General features: G+C 64.0%; 17 protein-coding genes. 10 read left to right on the top strand and 7 right to left on the bottom strand.

The window, feature by feature from the left end; all coding sequences use genetic code 11:
- Window positions 1-33: 33 nt before the first annotated feature.
- The 3 genes from AB2L57_RS17435 to AB2L57_RS17425 form a co-directional block, all read right to left on the bottom strand.
- Window positions 34-1,020 (bottom strand): IS481 family transposase, encoded by a 987-nt coding sequence (locus tag AB2L57_RS17435; protein ID WP_409047720.1) that lies wholly within the window; start codon window positions 1,018-1,020, stop codon window positions 34-36.
- Window positions 1,021-1,095: 75 nt separating this feature from the next.
- Window positions 1,096-1,428, bottom strand: coding sequence for a TfoX/Sxy family protein (locus AB2L57_RS17430; RefSeq protein ID WP_147051082.1), 333 nt, complete (start codon window positions 1,426-1,428; stop codon window positions 1,096-1,098).
- Window positions 1,425-1,811, bottom strand: coding sequence for a hypothetical protein (locus AB2L57_RS17425; RefSeq protein ID WP_048544915.1), 387 nt, complete (start codon window positions 1,809-1,811; stop codon window positions 1,425-1,427). The genes AB2L57_RS17430 and AB2L57_RS17425 overlap by 4 nt, the downstream gene beginning before the upstream one ends.
- Before the next feature lie 69 nt (window positions 1,812-1,880).
- On the opposite strand from AB2L57_RS17425, the gene AB2L57_RS17420 reads away from it, so the two are divergent.
- Entirely contained in the window at window positions 1,881-2,552 is a 672-nt protein-coding gene (locus tag AB2L57_RS17420; protein WP_409047719.1) for a winged helix-turn-helix transcriptional regulator, read from the top strand.
- Here AB2L57_RS17420 and AB2L57_RS17415 read toward each other — a convergent pair.
- From AB2L57_RS17415 to AB2L57_RS17405, 3 genes are all read right to left on the bottom strand, one after another.
- On the bottom strand, window positions 2,523-3,578 hold the full coding sequence (locus AB2L57_RS17415) for a GIY-YIG nuclease family protein (protein ID WP_409047718.1): 1,056 nt from the start codon (window positions 3,576-3,578) through the stop codon (window positions 2,523-2,525). The genes AB2L57_RS17420 and AB2L57_RS17415 overlap by 30 nt on opposite strands.
- A 149-nt stretch (window positions 3,579-3,727) precedes the next feature.
- Window positions 3,728-5,713, bottom strand: coding sequence for a DEAD/DEAH box helicase (locus AB2L57_RS17410; RefSeq protein WP_409047717.1), 1,986 nt, complete (start codon window positions 5,711-5,713; stop codon window positions 3,728-3,730).
- Window positions 5,710-7,377 (bottom strand): class I SAM-dependent DNA methyltransferase, encoded by a 1,668-nt coding sequence (locus AB2L57_RS17405; protein WP_409048649.1) that lies wholly within the window; start codon window positions 7,375-7,377, stop codon window positions 5,710-5,712. Before AB2L57_RS17405 ends, AB2L57_RS17410 begins: the two co-directional genes overlap by 4 nt.
- Window positions 7,378-7,428: 51 nt before the next feature.
- Here AB2L57_RS17405 and AB2L57_RS17400 point away from each other — a divergent pair, with 51 nt between their 5' ends.
- Genes AB2L57_RS17400 through AB2L57_RS17385 form a run of 4 tightly spaced genes read left to right on the top strand, consistent with a single transcriptional unit; the run spans window position 7,429 to window position 13,166 of the window.
- Window positions 7,429-8,844, top strand: a complete 1,416-nt coding sequence (locus tag AB2L57_RS17400) for a tyrosine-type recombinase/integrase (RefSeq protein WP_409047716.1) — start codon at window positions 7,429-7,431, stop codon at window positions 8,842-8,844.
- Window positions 8,841-10,655, top strand: a complete 1,815-nt coding sequence (locus tag AB2L57_RS17395) for a hypothetical protein (protein ID WP_409047715.1) — start codon at window positions 8,841-8,843, stop codon at window positions 10,653-10,655. Before AB2L57_RS17400 ends, AB2L57_RS17395 begins: the two co-directional genes overlap by 4 nt.
- On the top strand, window positions 10,652-12,757 hold the full coding sequence (locus AB2L57_RS17390) for a hypothetical protein (RefSeq protein ID WP_409047714.1): 2,106 nt from the start codon (window positions 10,652-10,654) through the stop codon (window positions 12,755-12,757). The genes AB2L57_RS17395 and AB2L57_RS17390 overlap by 4 nt, the downstream gene beginning before the upstream one ends.
- Window positions 12,750-13,166 carry a hypothetical protein gene (locus AB2L57_RS17385; protein WP_409047713.1) on the top strand — a complete coding sequence of 139 codons (417 nt, stop codon included), beginning with the start codon at window positions 12,750-12,752 and terminating at the stop codon, window positions 13,164-13,166. The genes AB2L57_RS17390 and AB2L57_RS17385 overlap by 8 nt, the downstream gene beginning before the upstream one ends.
- A gap of 21 nt (window positions 13,167-13,187) precedes the next feature.
- Here the strand turns inward: AB2L57_RS17385 and AB2L57_RS17380 are convergent, their stop codons facing one another.
- Window positions 13,188-13,829: an NYN domain-containing protein gene (locus AB2L57_RS17380; RefSeq protein ID WP_036295197.1), complete on the bottom strand. Its 642-nt coding sequence runs from the start codon at window positions 13,827-13,829 to the stop codon at window positions 13,188-13,190.
- A 213-nt stretch (window positions 13,830-14,042) separates the two neighbouring features.
- Here AB2L57_RS17380 and AB2L57_RS17375 point away from each other — a divergent pair, with 213 nt between their 5' ends.
- The 5 genes from AB2L57_RS17375 (at window position 14,043) to AB2L57_RS17355 (ending at window position 16,265) form a co-directional block, all read left to right on the top strand.
- Window positions 14,043-14,324, top strand: coding sequence for a helix-turn-helix domain-containing protein (locus AB2L57_RS17375; protein WP_269268607.1), 282 nt, complete (start codon window positions 14,043-14,045; stop codon window positions 14,322-14,324).
- 72 nt (window positions 14,325-14,396) lie between these two features.
- Entirely contained in the window at window positions 14,397-14,777 is a 381-nt protein-coding gene (locus tag AB2L57_RS17370; RefSeq protein WP_409047712.1) for a hypothetical protein, read from the top strand.
- Between the two features lie 47 nt (window positions 14,778-14,824).
- Complete coding sequence (locus AB2L57_RS17365; protein WP_195692258.1) at window positions 14,825-15,232, top strand: hypothetical protein; 408 nt, start codon at window positions 14,825-14,827, stop codon at window positions 15,230-15,232.
- Window positions 15,225-16,034, top strand: a complete 810-nt coding sequence (locus AB2L57_RS17360; RefSeq protein WP_409047711.1) for a hypothetical protein — start codon at window positions 15,225-15,227, stop codon at window positions 16,032-16,034. The genes AB2L57_RS17365 and AB2L57_RS17360 overlap by 8 nt, the downstream gene beginning before the upstream one ends.
- Before the next feature lie 48 nt (window positions 16,035-16,082).
- Entirely contained in the window at window positions 16,083-16,265 is a 183-nt protein-coding gene (locus tag AB2L57_RS17355; RefSeq protein WP_275277692.1) for a helix-turn-helix domain-containing protein, read from the top strand.
- The last annotated feature ends 61 nt before the right edge of the window (window positions 16,266-16,326 follow it).

Raw genomic sequence — 16,326 nt, 5'->3', positions numbered from 1 at the left:
GGCCGGCTCCTCGAGGTCATCGATCACGCTCGACTAGTTGTACTGACCGGAGACGTTGATCAATCGTGAGAAGGGCGGTCGGTTGCCACAGGCGGTGTGGGGCCTGTGCTGGTTGTAGTGGTGGAGCCAGCCGGTGAGAGCGTCGCGGCGTTCCTGTTCGCTGGTGTAGCACCGTGCATACGCCCACCCATCGGCCATGGTCCGGTGGAAGCGCTCCACCTTGCCGTTGGTCTGCGGCCGGTAGGGCCGTGTTCGCTTTGGAACGATCGAGAGCGCTTCGCACGTGTCTCGCCAGAGGTTGGACCGATAGGCACCACCGTTGTCGGACAAGACCCGCTCGATAGCAACCCCGCGGTTGGAGAACCACTCGACTGCTCGATGCAGGACCCCGACGGCAGTGGCAGCGGTCTCGTCGTCCTGGACTTCGGTGCAGGCGACGCGGGAGTGATCGTCGATGACCGTGTGCACGAACGCGTACCCGAGCTTGGGGTTGCGCCACTTGTTCTTCGGCTTGTCAGGGGTGGCGACGCGATTCCTCTCTCCTTGGCGTCGGCCGACGTAGCGCCAGCCACCGCCGTCGGGGATGTTCCCGAGCTTCTTCACGTCGACGTGCACGAGAGAACCAGGATGGTTGTGTTCGTACCGGCGGATCGCCTCGCCGGTGGCACGGTCGACGTAGGAGAGCCGATTCATGCGGGCTCCCTTGAGGATCCGGTGGACCGTGGACGGGGCGATGCCGAGCCGGGACGCGAGTTGGACGGGCCCTTCCTTCAGGCGCATTCGTAGGCTCACGCACCGCTTCATTATCTTCGTGCTCGTCTTATTCGGTGAAGACTTCGGCCGCGACGACCGATCCTGCATCGGCTCGCCAGCAACGTAGCGCTCGGCCCACCGCTTCACGGTGGGCCACGACACCTGGAAACGGGCAGCGACTTCGCTGATCGGCCATCCGTCCTCGATGACGAGTCGAGCGACTCGCAGACGATGGCGTGGGGTCAGTGCGGCATTGCGATGGCTCAAGGTGTCTCCTGAAATAGATCGGTGGCCGGCCGCGTTTGCGGCCGGCCACCGATGAATGGGGGTGGGGAGGGTGCTCTACTTGGCGTCTTGCGCTTCGTGGAAGGAGAGTGCCGGCTCGAGCCAGGCATCGAGCCCGGCACCCTGGAGGGCAGCCTGCTCAACGCTGATCCAGCCGTCGCCCATGGGGCGGTCTGTCCCCATCAGCGCGGGGTGGCAGCCGGGGCGCGCGAGCAGATCCTTCGCGGCCGTGGGATCAATGCGTAGCAGGAGCGCTCCATCCCGGCGCGCGGCGACGACCATGCGTCCCTCGACCATGAAGGACACGCCGCCGAACATCGGCACCTCGCGAGGGTCGCGGTCACTTAGCGCTTCACGTACCCGCTCGACAAGGTCCTTCTGGGCCGTCATCGCCCGCCCTTTTCGATGTACTCGGGTCCGCTGTAGTGCAGGTTCAAGGACGTGATGCGCCCGCCGTCGAAGGTGAAGAACTCCGCGAAGGTCATCGGGCCGCCGGGCATGGTTGCGGTGTAGAGCACGGCCGATCCGTGAGGACTGTGCACGTCATGGATGATCTCGATCTCCTGGACCGTCCCGATGAAGCCGGCTACGCCGATCAGGAAGCCCTCGGTCGCATCGGGGAGATGTCCAGCGAGGGAGCCGGTGAAGTCGAGGTGGTCGCCAAGCAGGGGCCGCAGGGTGGCCCCGTCCTGGTAGTCATCGGTGCCGGACTCGAGGATCCGGTAGTAGTCCTTGAGGACCTGTGGCGCTTCGGAAGACAGCGTGGCAGGCATGACTCTCCTTGGTGTGACAATGGTGCTTGATACTTTCAAGCAGATACTTGAGAAAGTCAAGGGGGTCACGTGAAGTCCTACGGTCAGCTCTGCTCGATCGCCCGCGCGCTGGATGTCGTCGGCGACCGGTGGACTCTCCTGATCGTGAGGGAGCTCCTGATCGGGGGTGAACTGCGCTTTGGTGAAGTGCAGCGCGGCCTGCCTGGCATTGCGACGAACCTGCTCACCCAACGCCTGCGGGACCTCGAGACGAACGGTGTCGTGATTCGCGAGCCCTCATCAGGCACCTCGGGCACGCCGACATACCAGCTCACCGACCGCGGCCGGGCCTTGGACGGAGTGCTGCGTGAGCTTTTGAGGTGGGGTGCCCCGACAGTTCCGGATGCGCCGAGCGACGCGATCTTCCAAATGCATTGGCTCAGCCAGCCAGCTCGCTTCCTCCTCAAGGATCACCGACCGGATGATCCCGCGGTCGTCATCCGGTTCGGCACCTTCGACGACGGCTTCGACCTCACCGCAGCCGGAGGCACCATCACGGTGGCCCCCTGTCAGCGCGACGCCAGCCCCCTGGCGGCGATAACAGGGCCGGGGCCGATCCTGGTTGCCCTCCTGCAAGGCGCAATGCCCCTACCCATTGCTATCGCCCAAGGTGTGCATGTCGCTGGTGATGCCGCAACCTTGACGCGAGTGCTCCCACCGCCCCCGCCCGCGTCAACTAATGTCCCCGGTCAGTACAACTAGTCGACGCTCGGATTTGTCGTAGACGTAGTTCGTGATCTCCCCGGACATGATCATCGTCACCGCTTGGTTGATCACGTCATAGGGAACGACGAACCACTCCGAGGGGTCGTAGTTCCGGCCCTTCTTGTCGACCTGGGTGAGGTCCAGCCGTACCTCCGCAAAGACCCGGTGCAGAAGATGCTCCAGCCACGACGCCTTCACGTTGTAGAGCCGGTAGTCAGCCACAACCTTCACGGGGGCCATGAGGTAGGTCGGCGACCTCTCCGCGTTCTTGATGCGTTGCTCGACGCTTGTGGTCGAGAAGCCGATCTTGTGCAGATCCTCCATGTTCGCAACCAGAGGGTCGGTACTGAGCGACTGAAGAACGTAGATGTGTCCGGTCTCGACATCGCCGTCGAGGATGTCGTCAGCTGACGCTCCAGCTCGGACGAGCGCGCGCCCTGCCTGCTCGTGCAGCCGGATCGAGAGCGACTGCCTGTACAAAGAGGACTCAGTCCCGTTCTCGAAGATCACACGAAGCCGTTGCTTCTGCTCCGCCTTGCCGCCGACGACCATCGACAGCGATTCGCCAACCTCGGCGACGAAGAGCAGCATGCCGTTCAGGGCAAAGAACCGGCCCTCTTGAATGGTGTGCACGCCTTTGAAGGGTGCCAGCGTGATCGTTCCCTCTTTCAGCTCGGAGTGCTTGGCGCGAAAAAGGTGCTCGAAGTTCTCGAAGTCCTGCGCTTTCGTGCGCTTCGCTACCGAGTCGGGCGCTTCGGAGCTCCGGCGGGTCGGGAGGTCCGAAACGTCGAGGATGCCGCCGTCATCGCCGAGCAGGTCGTCAAGCTCGTCGCCCTCAAGCAAATCGTCGATCGACGCTGGAGCTTGCGGCGCTTCGAGCAGACCGAACTCATCCAGATGCTTGACGGCAGCGGCCCGCTCGACACTGGCGAGGAAGCCGTCGAGTCTCGCGCCGAGCTTGCGCTCGGCGATCTCGCGGGTCGATGAGCTTGGCACCCGGCCGTGGGCCCGGTAGAACTCCACGATCTCCAGGAACGCTCGCTCGAGGCGATCGGACGACGTGATCTTCTGGGGCTTCTCCGGTGCATCGAGCAGGCCGTCAACGTCGGCCTCGAGAAGCGCCTGAAAGTCGGTCAGGATGAAGTCGACGGGCCCGATGTCTTCATCCGTGCTCACGCTTCGGTCACCACCTCTGTCGCGCGCTTCTCGGCCTCGCGCTGCTGCTTGAGCTTCTGAAGGAACAGCAGCGCGGTCGCGAGACGCTTCTCGTTCGGATCCTCGGCGCGCACATCGGGACGGCGCCCGTTGACCTTCACCCAGGTCTGGATCTTCGGGAACAGCGCCAGCGCCTCTTCCTCGGTGAACTCGATCCGGGTGGCCGCGATCTGGTCCTGGATGATCCTCAGCACCGACGGCGTGACCGACTTCGACATCACCTCGAAGGCGCGCTGGAACGGGTTCACCGAGTCAATGAGGTTGATGCTCAGCTCGTCGATGTTCACGAACTTCTCGGCGAGCTTGATGAAACGCTTGTCGCCGACCTCGCGCACCTCGCCGGTCTTGATGACCGAGTCGGCGACCACCTGCTGACGCACCTCCTCGACCTCACCTTCAGTGAGGTCCGGGTACTTGTCACGGATGATCTTGGGGATCAGCACCCGGTTGGTCGTCTCAGGGTCGACCGACCCGGCGGCAGCTTTGGCGAAGGTGTCGTCCTGCAAGATTGTCGCCTTCAGATCGTTCAGGTCTGTCTCGATGATCTGCGTCACGCGCGCGGTCGAGGGCTCCTTGAAGCCGTTGATCTTCAGCTCGCCAGGCTTCTTCACATCGTCGCCGTCGAACTTCTTCGTCTTGAACTGGAAGTTCTGTGCCAGCACCTGCTCCATCAGCAGTGACGCGGTGATGGCCTTGAGCATGTTGTTCACCGAGACCTTGACTTCGCCCTGCGAGGCGTCGGGCTCTGCGATGAGGTTCGTGAACTGGGCGTGGGACTTGCCCTCGGAGTCGCGGGTCACGCGGCCGATGATCTGGATGACTTCAGTGAGCGAGGCTCTGTACCCGACGGTCAGGGCGTGCTCGGCGAACGGCCAGTCGAAGCCCTCCTTCGCCATCCCCAGGGCGATGATCACGTCCACCGCGTCGCGGTCCTTCGACGCCGTGTGCGCCAGGAAATGGAGAGTGTCGCCGCGCTTCTTCTGGTCGGTGTCGTCGACGAGGTCCGCGACGCGCACGATCTCGCCCGTGTCGTTCCGGCGCACGCTGATGATGCCGGTGTCTTCGTCTTCGTCGACGACCTCGCCGATGGTGTCGAGGATGAAGCCGACCTCCTCCAGTTTGTCCTTCGTGGACTCGCCGGAGTTGACGTTCGGGATATGCACGATCGTCTTCTTGTCGAGGTCGAGAACCTCGCCGATCGCGTCGGTGTACCTGCCCTGATAGAAGTGGTGGCCGATACCGAGTGAGCGCAGGTGCTCGTACCCGTTGAGCTGGTCGTAGTAGTTGAACGTCACCGGCGTGAACTTCGCCTCATCCTCGGGCGAGAGGACGGGCACCGAGTCGCCGCGGAAGTACGAGCCCGTCATCGCGACGATGTGCGCGTCGGAGCCGTTCATCACGTCGCGCAGCAGCGCGCCCAGGCGCGAGCTCTCGGTGTCAGCGGAGACGTGGTGGAACTCGTCGATCGCCAGCACGGTGCCGTTGAAAGCGTCTGGCGCCAGCTTCTCGAAGGCGAACCGCAGCGTCGCATGCGTGCAGACCAGCGTCGCGTCGGAGCCCTCGAGGAATCTTAGGAACGCGTCGACCTTTCCGGCCGACGATCCCGCGTCGCAGAGGTTGTTCTCGTTCTTGATTTCCCAATCGGCCCAGAAGCCATGCTTCGTCAGCGCCGTCGGGGCGAACGACGCGCCGATCGAGCGCTCAGGCACCGCGACGATGACCTTCTTGCGGCCCTGGTTGTAGAGCTTGTCGAGCGCCACGAACATCAACGCGCGCGACTTGCCCGAAGCCGGCGGGGCCTTCACCAGCAGGTGCTGGGCGTCTCGCTGCGCGAACACCCGCTGCTGCATCTCGCGCATGCCGAGCATGTCAGTGTTCACCGATGCCTTGGTCTGGGCGTAGGTGACGTTGACGATGTTGACGGGCTTCTTGATCGCGTTCATTTGCGGGTCCCCCTGGTCTTCTTCGCCGAAACCTTCGCGGTCTCTTCGGCGGTCATACGCTCGTACATCGCGAAGAGGTCGGACAGTCGCTGCTCGTCGGTCTCGTACGGCTTCTTGGAGTAGATCGAGTCGACCAGCGCGTCGACCTCGGCGTGTGCCGCGCGTAGATCGTCGGGCATCTTGTCTGGGTCGTAGAGCTCGGCGAGCGTCTGCTCGCAGTGGTACTCGCGAACGTCCAACACGCGCAGCGCGGCGACAGCAAGCTTTTCCTTCACGGTGTCCGACAGCGACGGAACGGGGAAGTTGTTGTAGACGATCGTGTTGGAGTAGCGGATGCGATCTTCGAGTGCTCCTGCGACAGCTCGAGTCCAAGCCATGTGCATTCGCGAGGTGATAAGGCCAAACGTCCACGGCTCCGCACCGTAGATCGCGCTCGCGGAGTCCCCGATGACCGTGTCCGGCCCCAAGTAGCCCATGGGAATGTAGTGGCGCCGCTCTGAAGAGTGACGTGGAATCAAGATCGAGTCCGTCGCCCGGTATCGAACCTCCGCGAAGCGCCAGGGGACCAGTGCCAGCTTCTGAGTCGCCAGACGATTGCTATCCGCGCGATGCTCATAAACCCGCTGGATCCTGCGGTCGATCTCCGGAACTCTGCGCGCGGCATCGGCGTCGGGTTCGGAGATCCAGATTGCGTACTTCTCTCTGCCGTCGATGAACTCCTCAGTTCCAATGAACGCCTTTGTATACCGGGTGGCTCGTTCATCCGCCGTTGTGATTCGTTGCCACTCCTGCGGTTTGAGGAGGAAGTTCCCTCCGTCGTTCGGCATACTGCCGTTCGAGATCGGCGGGATATCAGACAGCGCCTTTCGCCGATCTGTGATGAACACGTTGCTGCTGTCAGCGAGGTAGCCGTTGATGTTCGACGCCGCAATCTCGAGCCCATGCGAGTGGATGGTCTTCTGCCGAGAGTCGGTATTTCGCAGATTGATGACGCATACCGTGACGCCAGCATTCCGCTTGGCGTTGTTGGTCCACTTGAACGACGTGTACGCGTAGCCGATCTCGAGGCCCAGATCAAAGATCTGCGGGAACAAGAGAGGCACCTGCTGACCCTGTGTGATCGAGTTCGTCGTCACGAACGAGAGCTCAGCACGTGATTGCGTGATGTACTGAGCGCCGCGTACGAACCACAACGACACGTAGTCCAGATTCCTTGAGACAGTCTGACCGTCCGGAACGTACTCATAGTCATTACGCTGCTCGACGGTCTGCCGCTTCGATCCATAGTAGGGAGGATTACTGATCAGATAGATCTCGGTCGTCCCGTCGTTCGGGCAGACGTCGTTCCAGTCGATGCGCGTCGCGTTGCCCTGCTTGACCTGGCCGGCCTCCTTTAGCGGGATCAGTGGGATCGAGACGCCGAACTTGTCTTTGAACTCAGAGTTCATCTGATGCTTGGCGATCCACAACGACAGGATCGCGACCTCGACGGCGAAGTCGTCGATCTCAATGCCGAAGAAGTTCTCGATGTTGATCTTCGACTCCGCGAACAGCACGCGGTGCTTCTCGTCCAGCTCGGCGAGGCGCTCGAGGATCGCGTGCTCGAGGCGGCGTAGCTCCTTGTACGCGATGACGAGGAAGTTTCCCGAGCCACATGCCGTTATGTGTACGTTCGGTCAGTGTCTCAACGACCCACCCGACTGCACCCCCGGAGCATGATGTATCTGCGTTTCGTCGACCACCAACTCGCCCCCTCAACCGACTTCGACGCGCGCGCCAGCGACATCTACTCGCGCACCCGTTCGCTCCCCGAGGGGATGCCGATCCTCCTTGACGATCGGTGGCGGCCGGTTGAGCCGTGGTTGACGTACTTCCGGATCGTCGCAGCGTCGACAGACCCGGCGACGCTGCGCGCGTACGCATACGACGCCAGGCGGTTTGCGTCGTTCCTCGCCACGCGACAGACCGACGTGATCCATGCGTCGAGCGACGACATCGTCGCGTTCCGCGAATGGCGGCTGAGCGGCTCCGAGCGCCCGGTGTCGCCGGCGACGTGGCGACGCGACGTGGTCGTGATACGCGGGATCTACCAGCTGCTCACTCAGACCGGGCAGATCCAGCGCGAACCGTGGATCACCATCGGAAGGTCGTCGCCGCTCCGGATGCGTTGGAGGAGCGAGCCCGACATTCGGCCGCTGACGCAGGCGCAGTGGCGCACGTTCCTCGACGTCGGTCTCGGCGGACGAACCGCCGCGGGCGATCTGGACGAGAGTTGGCGGGGCACAACGAGCCTGCGGTCAAAGGCGGGCGCGCAGCTGGCCGTGACGACGGGGATGCGCCTCGGTGAGTTCTCCACACTGCTCGACGCTGAAGTCCCGCCGCCGACGGGCACCGGCATCTCCGTCTTGCTCGAGGCGTGCGCGAAGTACCAGAAGCGTCGACGCGTCCACGTCCCCCTCACGACGCTTCGGGCGGTCGATCTCTACCGGCAGACGGAGCGCCGAGCGGTCGTCCGCGCGTCAGCTGCCTCCCTCTGGCGACGCCGCTCCGAGCTGTTCGTCGTCGACGAGATCGACGTGTCGGCAGGCATCCTGCGAGGCCGGGTGAATGGGCGGCGATCGAGATGGCGGCTGCACCAGCTGCCTCCGCACCTGCGACGAATTGCCGTCATCGAGCGGGACCACGGGCTGGAGGCGCTGGGGCTGTTCGTCGGTCGAGGCGGTTTGCCGATCAGCCGCAGGCAATGGCACGCGACGTTCGAGGCTGCAAGCGGGCGTGCTCTGAGGCTCGCTCAGGACGAGATGGGCGGTCGCCGTGCACGGATCACTCCGCACGATCTGCGCCACACTTTCGCTGTCGTGCTCCTGAAATCGCTGACCGATGTGGCGCTGGCCCGCGAGGCGGAGCGACGGGCAGGCAACGTGGGACCAGCCACGATCTCCGAGCACATCGCCATCAACCCGCGACTTACAGTGCAGCGGCTGCTGGGGCACTCGAACCCGGCGACGACCATGGTCTACCTGCGCTACATCGAGGACACCGATGCGCTCATCCAGGACGTATTCGAGAGCTGGAGCGACGAGGGCATGACATACGCGGACGCAGTCCTCGCTGATCGGAACGTCGCGTGACGAACATCGACCTCACCCCGCGGCAGATGCTGTTCGTTCTTCCGACCGCGAACGTCGATGGAACACTCGCCCCGCTCGACTTCGCACACCCCGTCCTTGCGGCTGAGCTCGCGGATGCGCTGATCGACATGCGTCGAGCCATGGGTCACACCGACGGCACCGCGTATCAGTACCGCCGGGCGCTGATGAGCCTTCTGCGCGGTCTACCTGACGCTTGCCCGCGAACTGTGAGTCTCGCAACGCCGGGACTCGCCCTCATCGACGCGTTGCACGCGTGGGAATCCGCGTTGGCCGGCAACTACCCGCCGGAGAGCGCGATCCCGTACAAGTACGGCAGACAGATCCGCGCTCTCGTCCGCGTCCACGCAGCGAACTGTCGTGACGTCAGCGACGCCACGCTCCGTTGGGCGCAGGCGCACGTGCTGCACCAGGGCGGCGACTCCACGCCGCTCGATGAGTTCTCGAACGCGGAGCGACTCGCGATTCGCAACGCCTGCCGCGCCCGAATCCGCGAATTGGAGGCTCGTCTGGCAGTCGGACGTCGGCTGCTCGCCAGCGCAGACGATCCCCGAAGCACAGGGTGGGAACGAAGCGCCGATGTCCTGTGGGGCATTCGCCATCTCGGACGACGTCCCGGAGCGTCGATCGAGGCTGATGTCCTCCGCGCGTGCGCATCAGGTGTGCTCGACGACCTCCACGACGACTTCGCGCTCGAACAGTCACCGGTCCGCGCCAATGCCGGCCGGATCACGCGACGACTACTGACCCACCTCTATCCGTCCAGCGAGGACCTCGTTGCGTTTCGCACACTCCTGCAGTTGGAGAGTGGTGCGGCGCCGGAAGAGTGGTCGGACGTTCGACTCACAGACATCGAGCACACGACAGACTCGGTCCGCGTACGGCTCCACAAGGCGCGAGCCCACCGAACTCGAACCGTGCGATGCGCGATCACCGGGTCTCGCGATGGCACCGGGTGGAGAGCAGGGGATCTCATACTTCGCCTGATCGCTGTCACCGAGGCAGCTCGGGAGGAGGCAAAGGAGGTGGGCTGCTCCGACGCGGACGCCTTGTTCATCACCGTGCAGCGCACCGCGTCCAGGCATCTCGTCGCGCGCCAGGAGTCATTCTCGCGCCGCCCCTTCACGTCGCTTCTGATGTCGATCTCGCCCGAGATATCAAAGCCATACGATTCCCGCCGGCTACGTAAGACAGTGAAGAGTGTTCGTGCAGCAGTGCTCCGCAGCGCTGACGCCGCGGCGGGAGACGACCACAGCATCGCTGTCTACCAACGCCATTACGCGCAGTCGACAACCGTGCATGTTCTGGCCGGCAACGCAGTGAACGCGGCGCAGAGTCAGGTGTTCGATCGAGTACGAGGGCCGGTCTTCGTTCGTGCTGCGGCCAGCACCGTCGACGACGCAGCAGGCGACCTGGGTGCTGCCGCAGCCGCCGAGTTGGCCTCGAGCGCCACCGACCAGGGAATCAACGTGACTCAGTGCACGTCACCGTACGAATCGCCCTTCACGCCGGCGGGGCGGCTCTGCGAGCATCGGCCATCGATGTGCTTCGCGTGCCCGAACGCGATCGTGTTCGCAGATCACCTGCCGCGAGTCCTCGCGTACCGAGAGATTCTCCGCGGTCACGAGAACGAGATGCCCCCGGCCCAGTTCGCGGCGGTACACGGTCAGCAGTTGGTCAACGTCGAACGCATCCTCCACGAGTTCTCCCCGACGGAGATCGAGAACGCGCGGACGGCGTGCGAGACCGCCTCTGTCCATGTGCCGCTCTCCCAGAGAGGAGTCCACCTGTGAGCGTCGATCGCGAGTACTCTGCCGAGCCGGTGTCGCTGTTCGCGAGCGACTACTGGGCGAGCGACACGGCGGTCATCTCAGATCGACACCTCGAACATGACTTCCCCATCCCCTTCTTCGGAGATGAGGATCGCTGGGACCTCAGCGCCCTGGGGTGGAACCCTGCTGCGGGCCGCCATTCCGCGGTGCTGTTGTTCGACTCGTTCATCGGTGAGTGGAACCTTCGTGCTCGCGAACTCGCAATGGCACTTCTCAACCCCGTGCATCCCGTGCTGCGCGGGCAGATGATCTATCTGCGAGCAACGCCCGCCCATGTGAAGACGATCCGTTCCAAGCTCGAGGGCCTGAAGCGGTTCGCCGCGTGGTACGCCGACAACCTCCCTGACACTCCACTCCGTGATCTCCATCAGTCGCACCTCGACGGCTTCCTCACTGAGGTCAAGACGATGGGGATCCCCTCCAGAACGCGACAAGCAGTCGATGCTGTTCGCGAACTGCACACCTACGCGGCAGTCCTCTCTGGCGGAGGCATCCCATTCCGTCCATGGGGAGATCTCCACACGATCGCGCTCAGCGGGCAGAAGTCCAGCGCCGAGCTGAGCACGCCGGTGATTCCACCGCAGGTGTGGTGGCCGCTCCTGCGGGCGTGTTGGCAGTACATCAACGTGTTCTCGCACGACATCTTTGCGGCCGCCGCGGAATGGTCGGCGCTCGACCGCCCCAAAGCCGAGCGCGTGAAGGTACGACACCCCGAGGACACGCTCGCGCGATGGATCGTAACGCCCGGAAATCGGGTGCCCCTGCATCGGATGACGTACGGCAGATTCCGCGAGGGCGAGATCCACTGGACACTTCTTTCCTTGCTCGTCTCCGATGGGCACAGCAAGCAGATGTTCTCCGAGTTGGACCGTCCTGACGTCCTCCGCCGACGTCAGGACATCGTCGACGCGATCGGCTCCGGCACGCTCGCGACCGCGCGCGGTGGGCTCGCCACGCAAGCGACGGCGATCGAACGCGCCGATGGATCCGTCGGTCCGTGGATCGACGGATTCGACCCGGCGACGATCCGAGTCCAACTGAAGCTCCTCCGTAACGCGTGCTACGTCTTCTGTGCGGCTCTCACGATGATGCGCGACTCGGAACTGCTGAGCATCAAGAAGGGGGCGCTCACCACGTCGTACGGCGCGCCCGCCGTCACTTCCCAGCTCCGGAAGGGGCGACGCGGGATGCAGCGGCGCAACTGGTGGATCATCGAACCTGTTGCGCAGGCAATCGCTGTCGCGGAACGAGTTGCTCTTGGCGACGACGTCTTCAGCTCCGTTCGTCGTGAGCATCGAGCGGAGGATGGTGCAGGTCGGTTCGATCGTCACAGTGAGCTGAAACAGTTCATCTCGCAACTCAATGGTCAATCGCCGGATGCCGGCCTTGAGCCGATCCCCGCGTTTCATCTCGCTCCGCACATGTTCCGGCGGACGATGGCTGTGATCACCGCGCAACAGCCGGACGGCGAGATTGCGCTCGGCATCCAGCTCAAGCACGCTGCGCGACGCGCCGTTGCGAACGGCACGACCTCCGGGTACGCGAGCGAGACGCCGGAGTGGGCCGCGGAGTTCGAGCATGAGCTTCAGGAAGCTGTCGCGTCACGGTTGGTCGGCGCCTGGTCTTCCCACCAAGACCACGAGATGAGGCTCGCAGGCGCAGGCGCACAGCGCTTCCGAGACGGGCTCGAGAAGGTCGAGGCCGTCGCAAGCAACGAGGTCAAGGTCGGCGACGAGCGCACACTGCGCGCGCTCCTGCGCGATCGCTTCAGCACGCTCCGATGGGGAACCGTCAACCACTGCCTCGGCATCCCTGAGCAGGCGGCGTGCTTGACGGGGCTGCCCGCCGAAGCAGCCGCAGGAGGCGTCATGCCTAATCGCTGCCAACCCACCGCCTGCGGCAATTCCGTCGTCACCGAGGAGCACGCGCCGATCTGGATCGCGGAGGAACGCGACCTCGTCGCGAAGCTGCGCGACCGCAAGATGGCACCACACAATCGCGAACAACTCGAGACAGAGCTTGAGGACGTTCGCCGCATCACGAGGAAGTTCACGGATGCCTGAGATCTCTGCCGCGACCGAACGCAAACTGCGCGGCGCGATGGAGCGCCTGCTCACCGGCGCGGCGATCCGCACCGACGGACGCCTCATCAAGGAGAACCTCTATCGCGAAGCTGGCGTCAGCCGCGCCACCATGAACCGTGCGACTGCGGTCATGGATGAGTGGGCACGTCGCGTCGACGGGTCCCAGCCGCGAGATCGTGAGATCGAGTCGTTGCGAAGCTCGCTGGCCGATCGTGCAGCCCAGATCAAACAGCTCCGCGAGCGAGTGAGCAGCCTCGAAGCACAGCTGACGATCGCCGCAACCGCCGTCGCCGAGCTGCACGTCGAGAACCAGTTGCTGCGTGGCGACGACCCGAGCCGCAACATCACTCCGATGAAGCGACCGAACGCGGACCCACGCCGCAGGTGACGGGGGGCTACCTCGTTCGCATCATCGCCACTTCGGAGGTCGTGTGTACGTGGTCGCGCCGACGGTGAAGCTCTCGGGCAGAAGAGCCTGGCGGATCTTGTCGCGACCGATCTGCGACGACGCGGGCATCAGCTGCTTGAGTTCGCTCGAGAACCGCTTGGGTGGGAAGGCGGCGCCGATGAACATGTGCGGGCGGAACTGTTTGGCCGCCCTGACCGCGGGCGCAAGATCGCTGTCGGCGCTGATGATCAGTGCCGAGTCCATCGCGTTCGCAGCGGCGTCGCCCACAAGAGCAACGGCGATGTTGACGTCGGTCTCCTTCTCCTCGTGCACCGTACGCGTTGCGCGACAGTTGAAGCACGTCACGGTCTTCGCTTGATATCGGCCCTGCGTGACGCTGAAGACGTTGGTGTGACGCGCGGCGACGGCTGCCTGATGGTAGGCCTGACGACTGGCCGCGCCCGCATCGCCCAGCACAGGTGCGGTGAAGTACTTCACCGCGACGATGTGGCTGCGTGGACGCAGGCTCTGCGCGAGTGCGACGAAGTCGATCCAGAGCGTGGAGCGTCCGAACTTGTCGTGCATGCCGTGATAGAAGTTGAAGCCGTCGATGTAGACGATGAGGCGCTCGTGCGGTGGTCCAGGAACGGGTGAGGCTGACAACAGACGACTCCATATCGGTGCACGAGGTGATCACCTTCCTACCAGCGATCGTGTGTATAGTGTGGATACACCCCGCCCGGTTGTTCATCCCAACCGTGGCCCGACGCCCTCCCTCGTGGAGGGCGTCTTTGTGTCCGAGCCGGGTCATCGAGCCATCGAGATTGCCATACAGATTAGGCCTTACTGCAGAGGCCTAATCGTGACGCTTGAGGGGTGCCTTCTCCCGCGACCTCGCCTGATGCGTGGGACCACTACGCTCGCGAGCTCGGCCAGAACATCCAGCGGGAGCGAGCGCGTGTCGGGTACAGCCAGGACCGTGTGGCGTACGAGTCCAACCTGAGCCGCTACACGTACCAGAAGCTCGAGAAGGGCGAGTCGAAGCCCGGAACTCCCGCGAATCCGACCGTCAAGACTCTGCTGGCGGTAGCTCAGGTGCTCGACGTTCAGCTCACGGACCTCTTGCCCAGCGCGACGCCCGACCTCACGATCCGCTGAAGCCCTTCTGCGTTGCGGGTGACAGTCCGCGACTACCAAGAGAGGCCTAATCTGTATGGCATTCTGCACTGTATGGGCGCTGCGGAACTCAACCAGGAGTCGTTCGTCATGGCGGTGGAAGATCCCTACCTCACCGCCCTGATCGGAACGATCGAGGAGCCCGCCGGATCCAGCACCGCAGCCCAAGCCGGCAGGTTGACGATCGCATGGTGGGACACACATGGCACTGGGCCGTCGTGCACCGAACTCTTGAACGCGATGTTCACGAGCATCGCGTGGGACGACGTCATCGAAGACCCGGGACGGACACTCCTCGAACGCCGTGAACAGACCGAGCTCATCCAACGCTGGCTGATCAGCTACTGGACCCGACTGGGCGCGATCGCCTTCATCCCCGGACACGACGACGTCGTACGGCCGGGACGAATCTATCCCGAGCCGGAGACTGACTGATCCATCACCGCCTGATAGGTTGGCCGGTTCTACGTCGAGGAGGAAGCATGCGCGAGATCTCAATCGCAGGCCGTACGGTCACGGTCTCGCTCGTCGCGACCACGCACGGCGAGGATGGCGATATCCAGCGCTACCTCGTCGAGGTGTCGGGCTCGGACGCCGCGACCCACCTCTCGATTCTCCGCATGACCAGCGCAGTCGATGCACGCGCAATGGCGTCGGCGATCGAGACCGAGCTCCTGCTCGACTATCCGGGCAGTCGTGACGACGGAGTCCTCCGCGATCCGAGCGTTCGCGCCTGGCGCGACGAGCATCGGACCGCAATCGAGGCCGCTCTCGGTCAGCTGCGTGACGAGATCGCTGGGATGCCGCCGGAGCCGGTCAGCGACCTCGAACGAACGCTGCTTCGCGCCTTCGAGATGGATCCCGACGCCCCGGATCCTGGCGATGCGTGAGTACCCCTGGTTCGACTTCGACCAAGTCGACTTCGTGACCTCTGACACCCACTTCAGTCATGCCCGCATCAGCGAGCTCGCCGACCGTCCCTTCTCAACCGTCGCGGAGATGGATGCCGCGCTGATTGGCCGGTGGAACGACGTTGTCGCTCCTGACTCCGTCGTGCTGCACCTGGGAGATCTCGCGCTCGGAGCGATCGCTGAATCCCTTCCGCTCACCGCACACCTGCACGGACGCCGACTCCTCGTCCCCGGCAACCACGACCGCGTCTCGCCCGCGACGCAGTCGAAGAGAGCCATCGAGCGATTCCTGCCCATGTACGAAGCGGCGGGCTGGGAGATCCTCCCGGAGGTCATCGAGGGAACCCGCCACGGGTACAGGATCATCGCCTCGCACTATCCCTACGCTGGCGACAGCCAGCCCACCGATCGTCACACATCACATCGCCCCCGCTGGGACGACGGCATCCCGCTCCTCCACGGGCACACTCACGCGCGCGACCACGGCCCGAACGGTCATCAGTTCCACGTGGGCGTCGACGCTCACGACTTCGCGCCGATCCCGTTCAGCGTGATCGACGCCTGGATCCGCGGCTTGCCTGAAAACGAGACGCGGCTGCAGACTGCAGTCCGCGAGGCACGGGAGGTCATCGCCGACCTGGACGACACGCCGCCATCGAGCATGGACTTGATGTTCTTCATGCAGGCCTTCGACGAACTTCACATGCACCTCGAAGAACTGCTGGCCGCCGTCGACGACGTCGAGCAAGTCAAAGGCGACGACGGTCAGGGTTCCCGATAGGATCGGCCATACCCGGATACATCCGGCTCAATCCGCATGGGGGCGTGAATGTCCGAGCCGTGGCTCTCTGCCGACGACATCGCTGAGCACTTGGGCGTGACCAAAGACACGGTCTACGCCTGGATCTCCGAGAAGGGGATGCCGGCGCACAAGGTCGGGCGTCTGTGGAAGTTCCAGGCGAGCGAGGTCGACGACTGGGTGCGCAAGGGGGATGCCGGATCGCCGGATTGACTCTGCCGGCCGAGATGTCGGCGGCCCGACGTATCCTGATCGACTTGCCATTTTCCAGGGG

It is taken from the genome of Microbacterium sp. HA-8 (assembly GCF_046111165.1).
Classification (GTDB): domain Bacteria; phylum Actinomycetota; class Actinomycetes; order Actinomycetales; family Microbacteriaceae; genus Microbacterium.
This window is presented reverse-complemented; position numbering and strand designations above follow the sequence as displayed.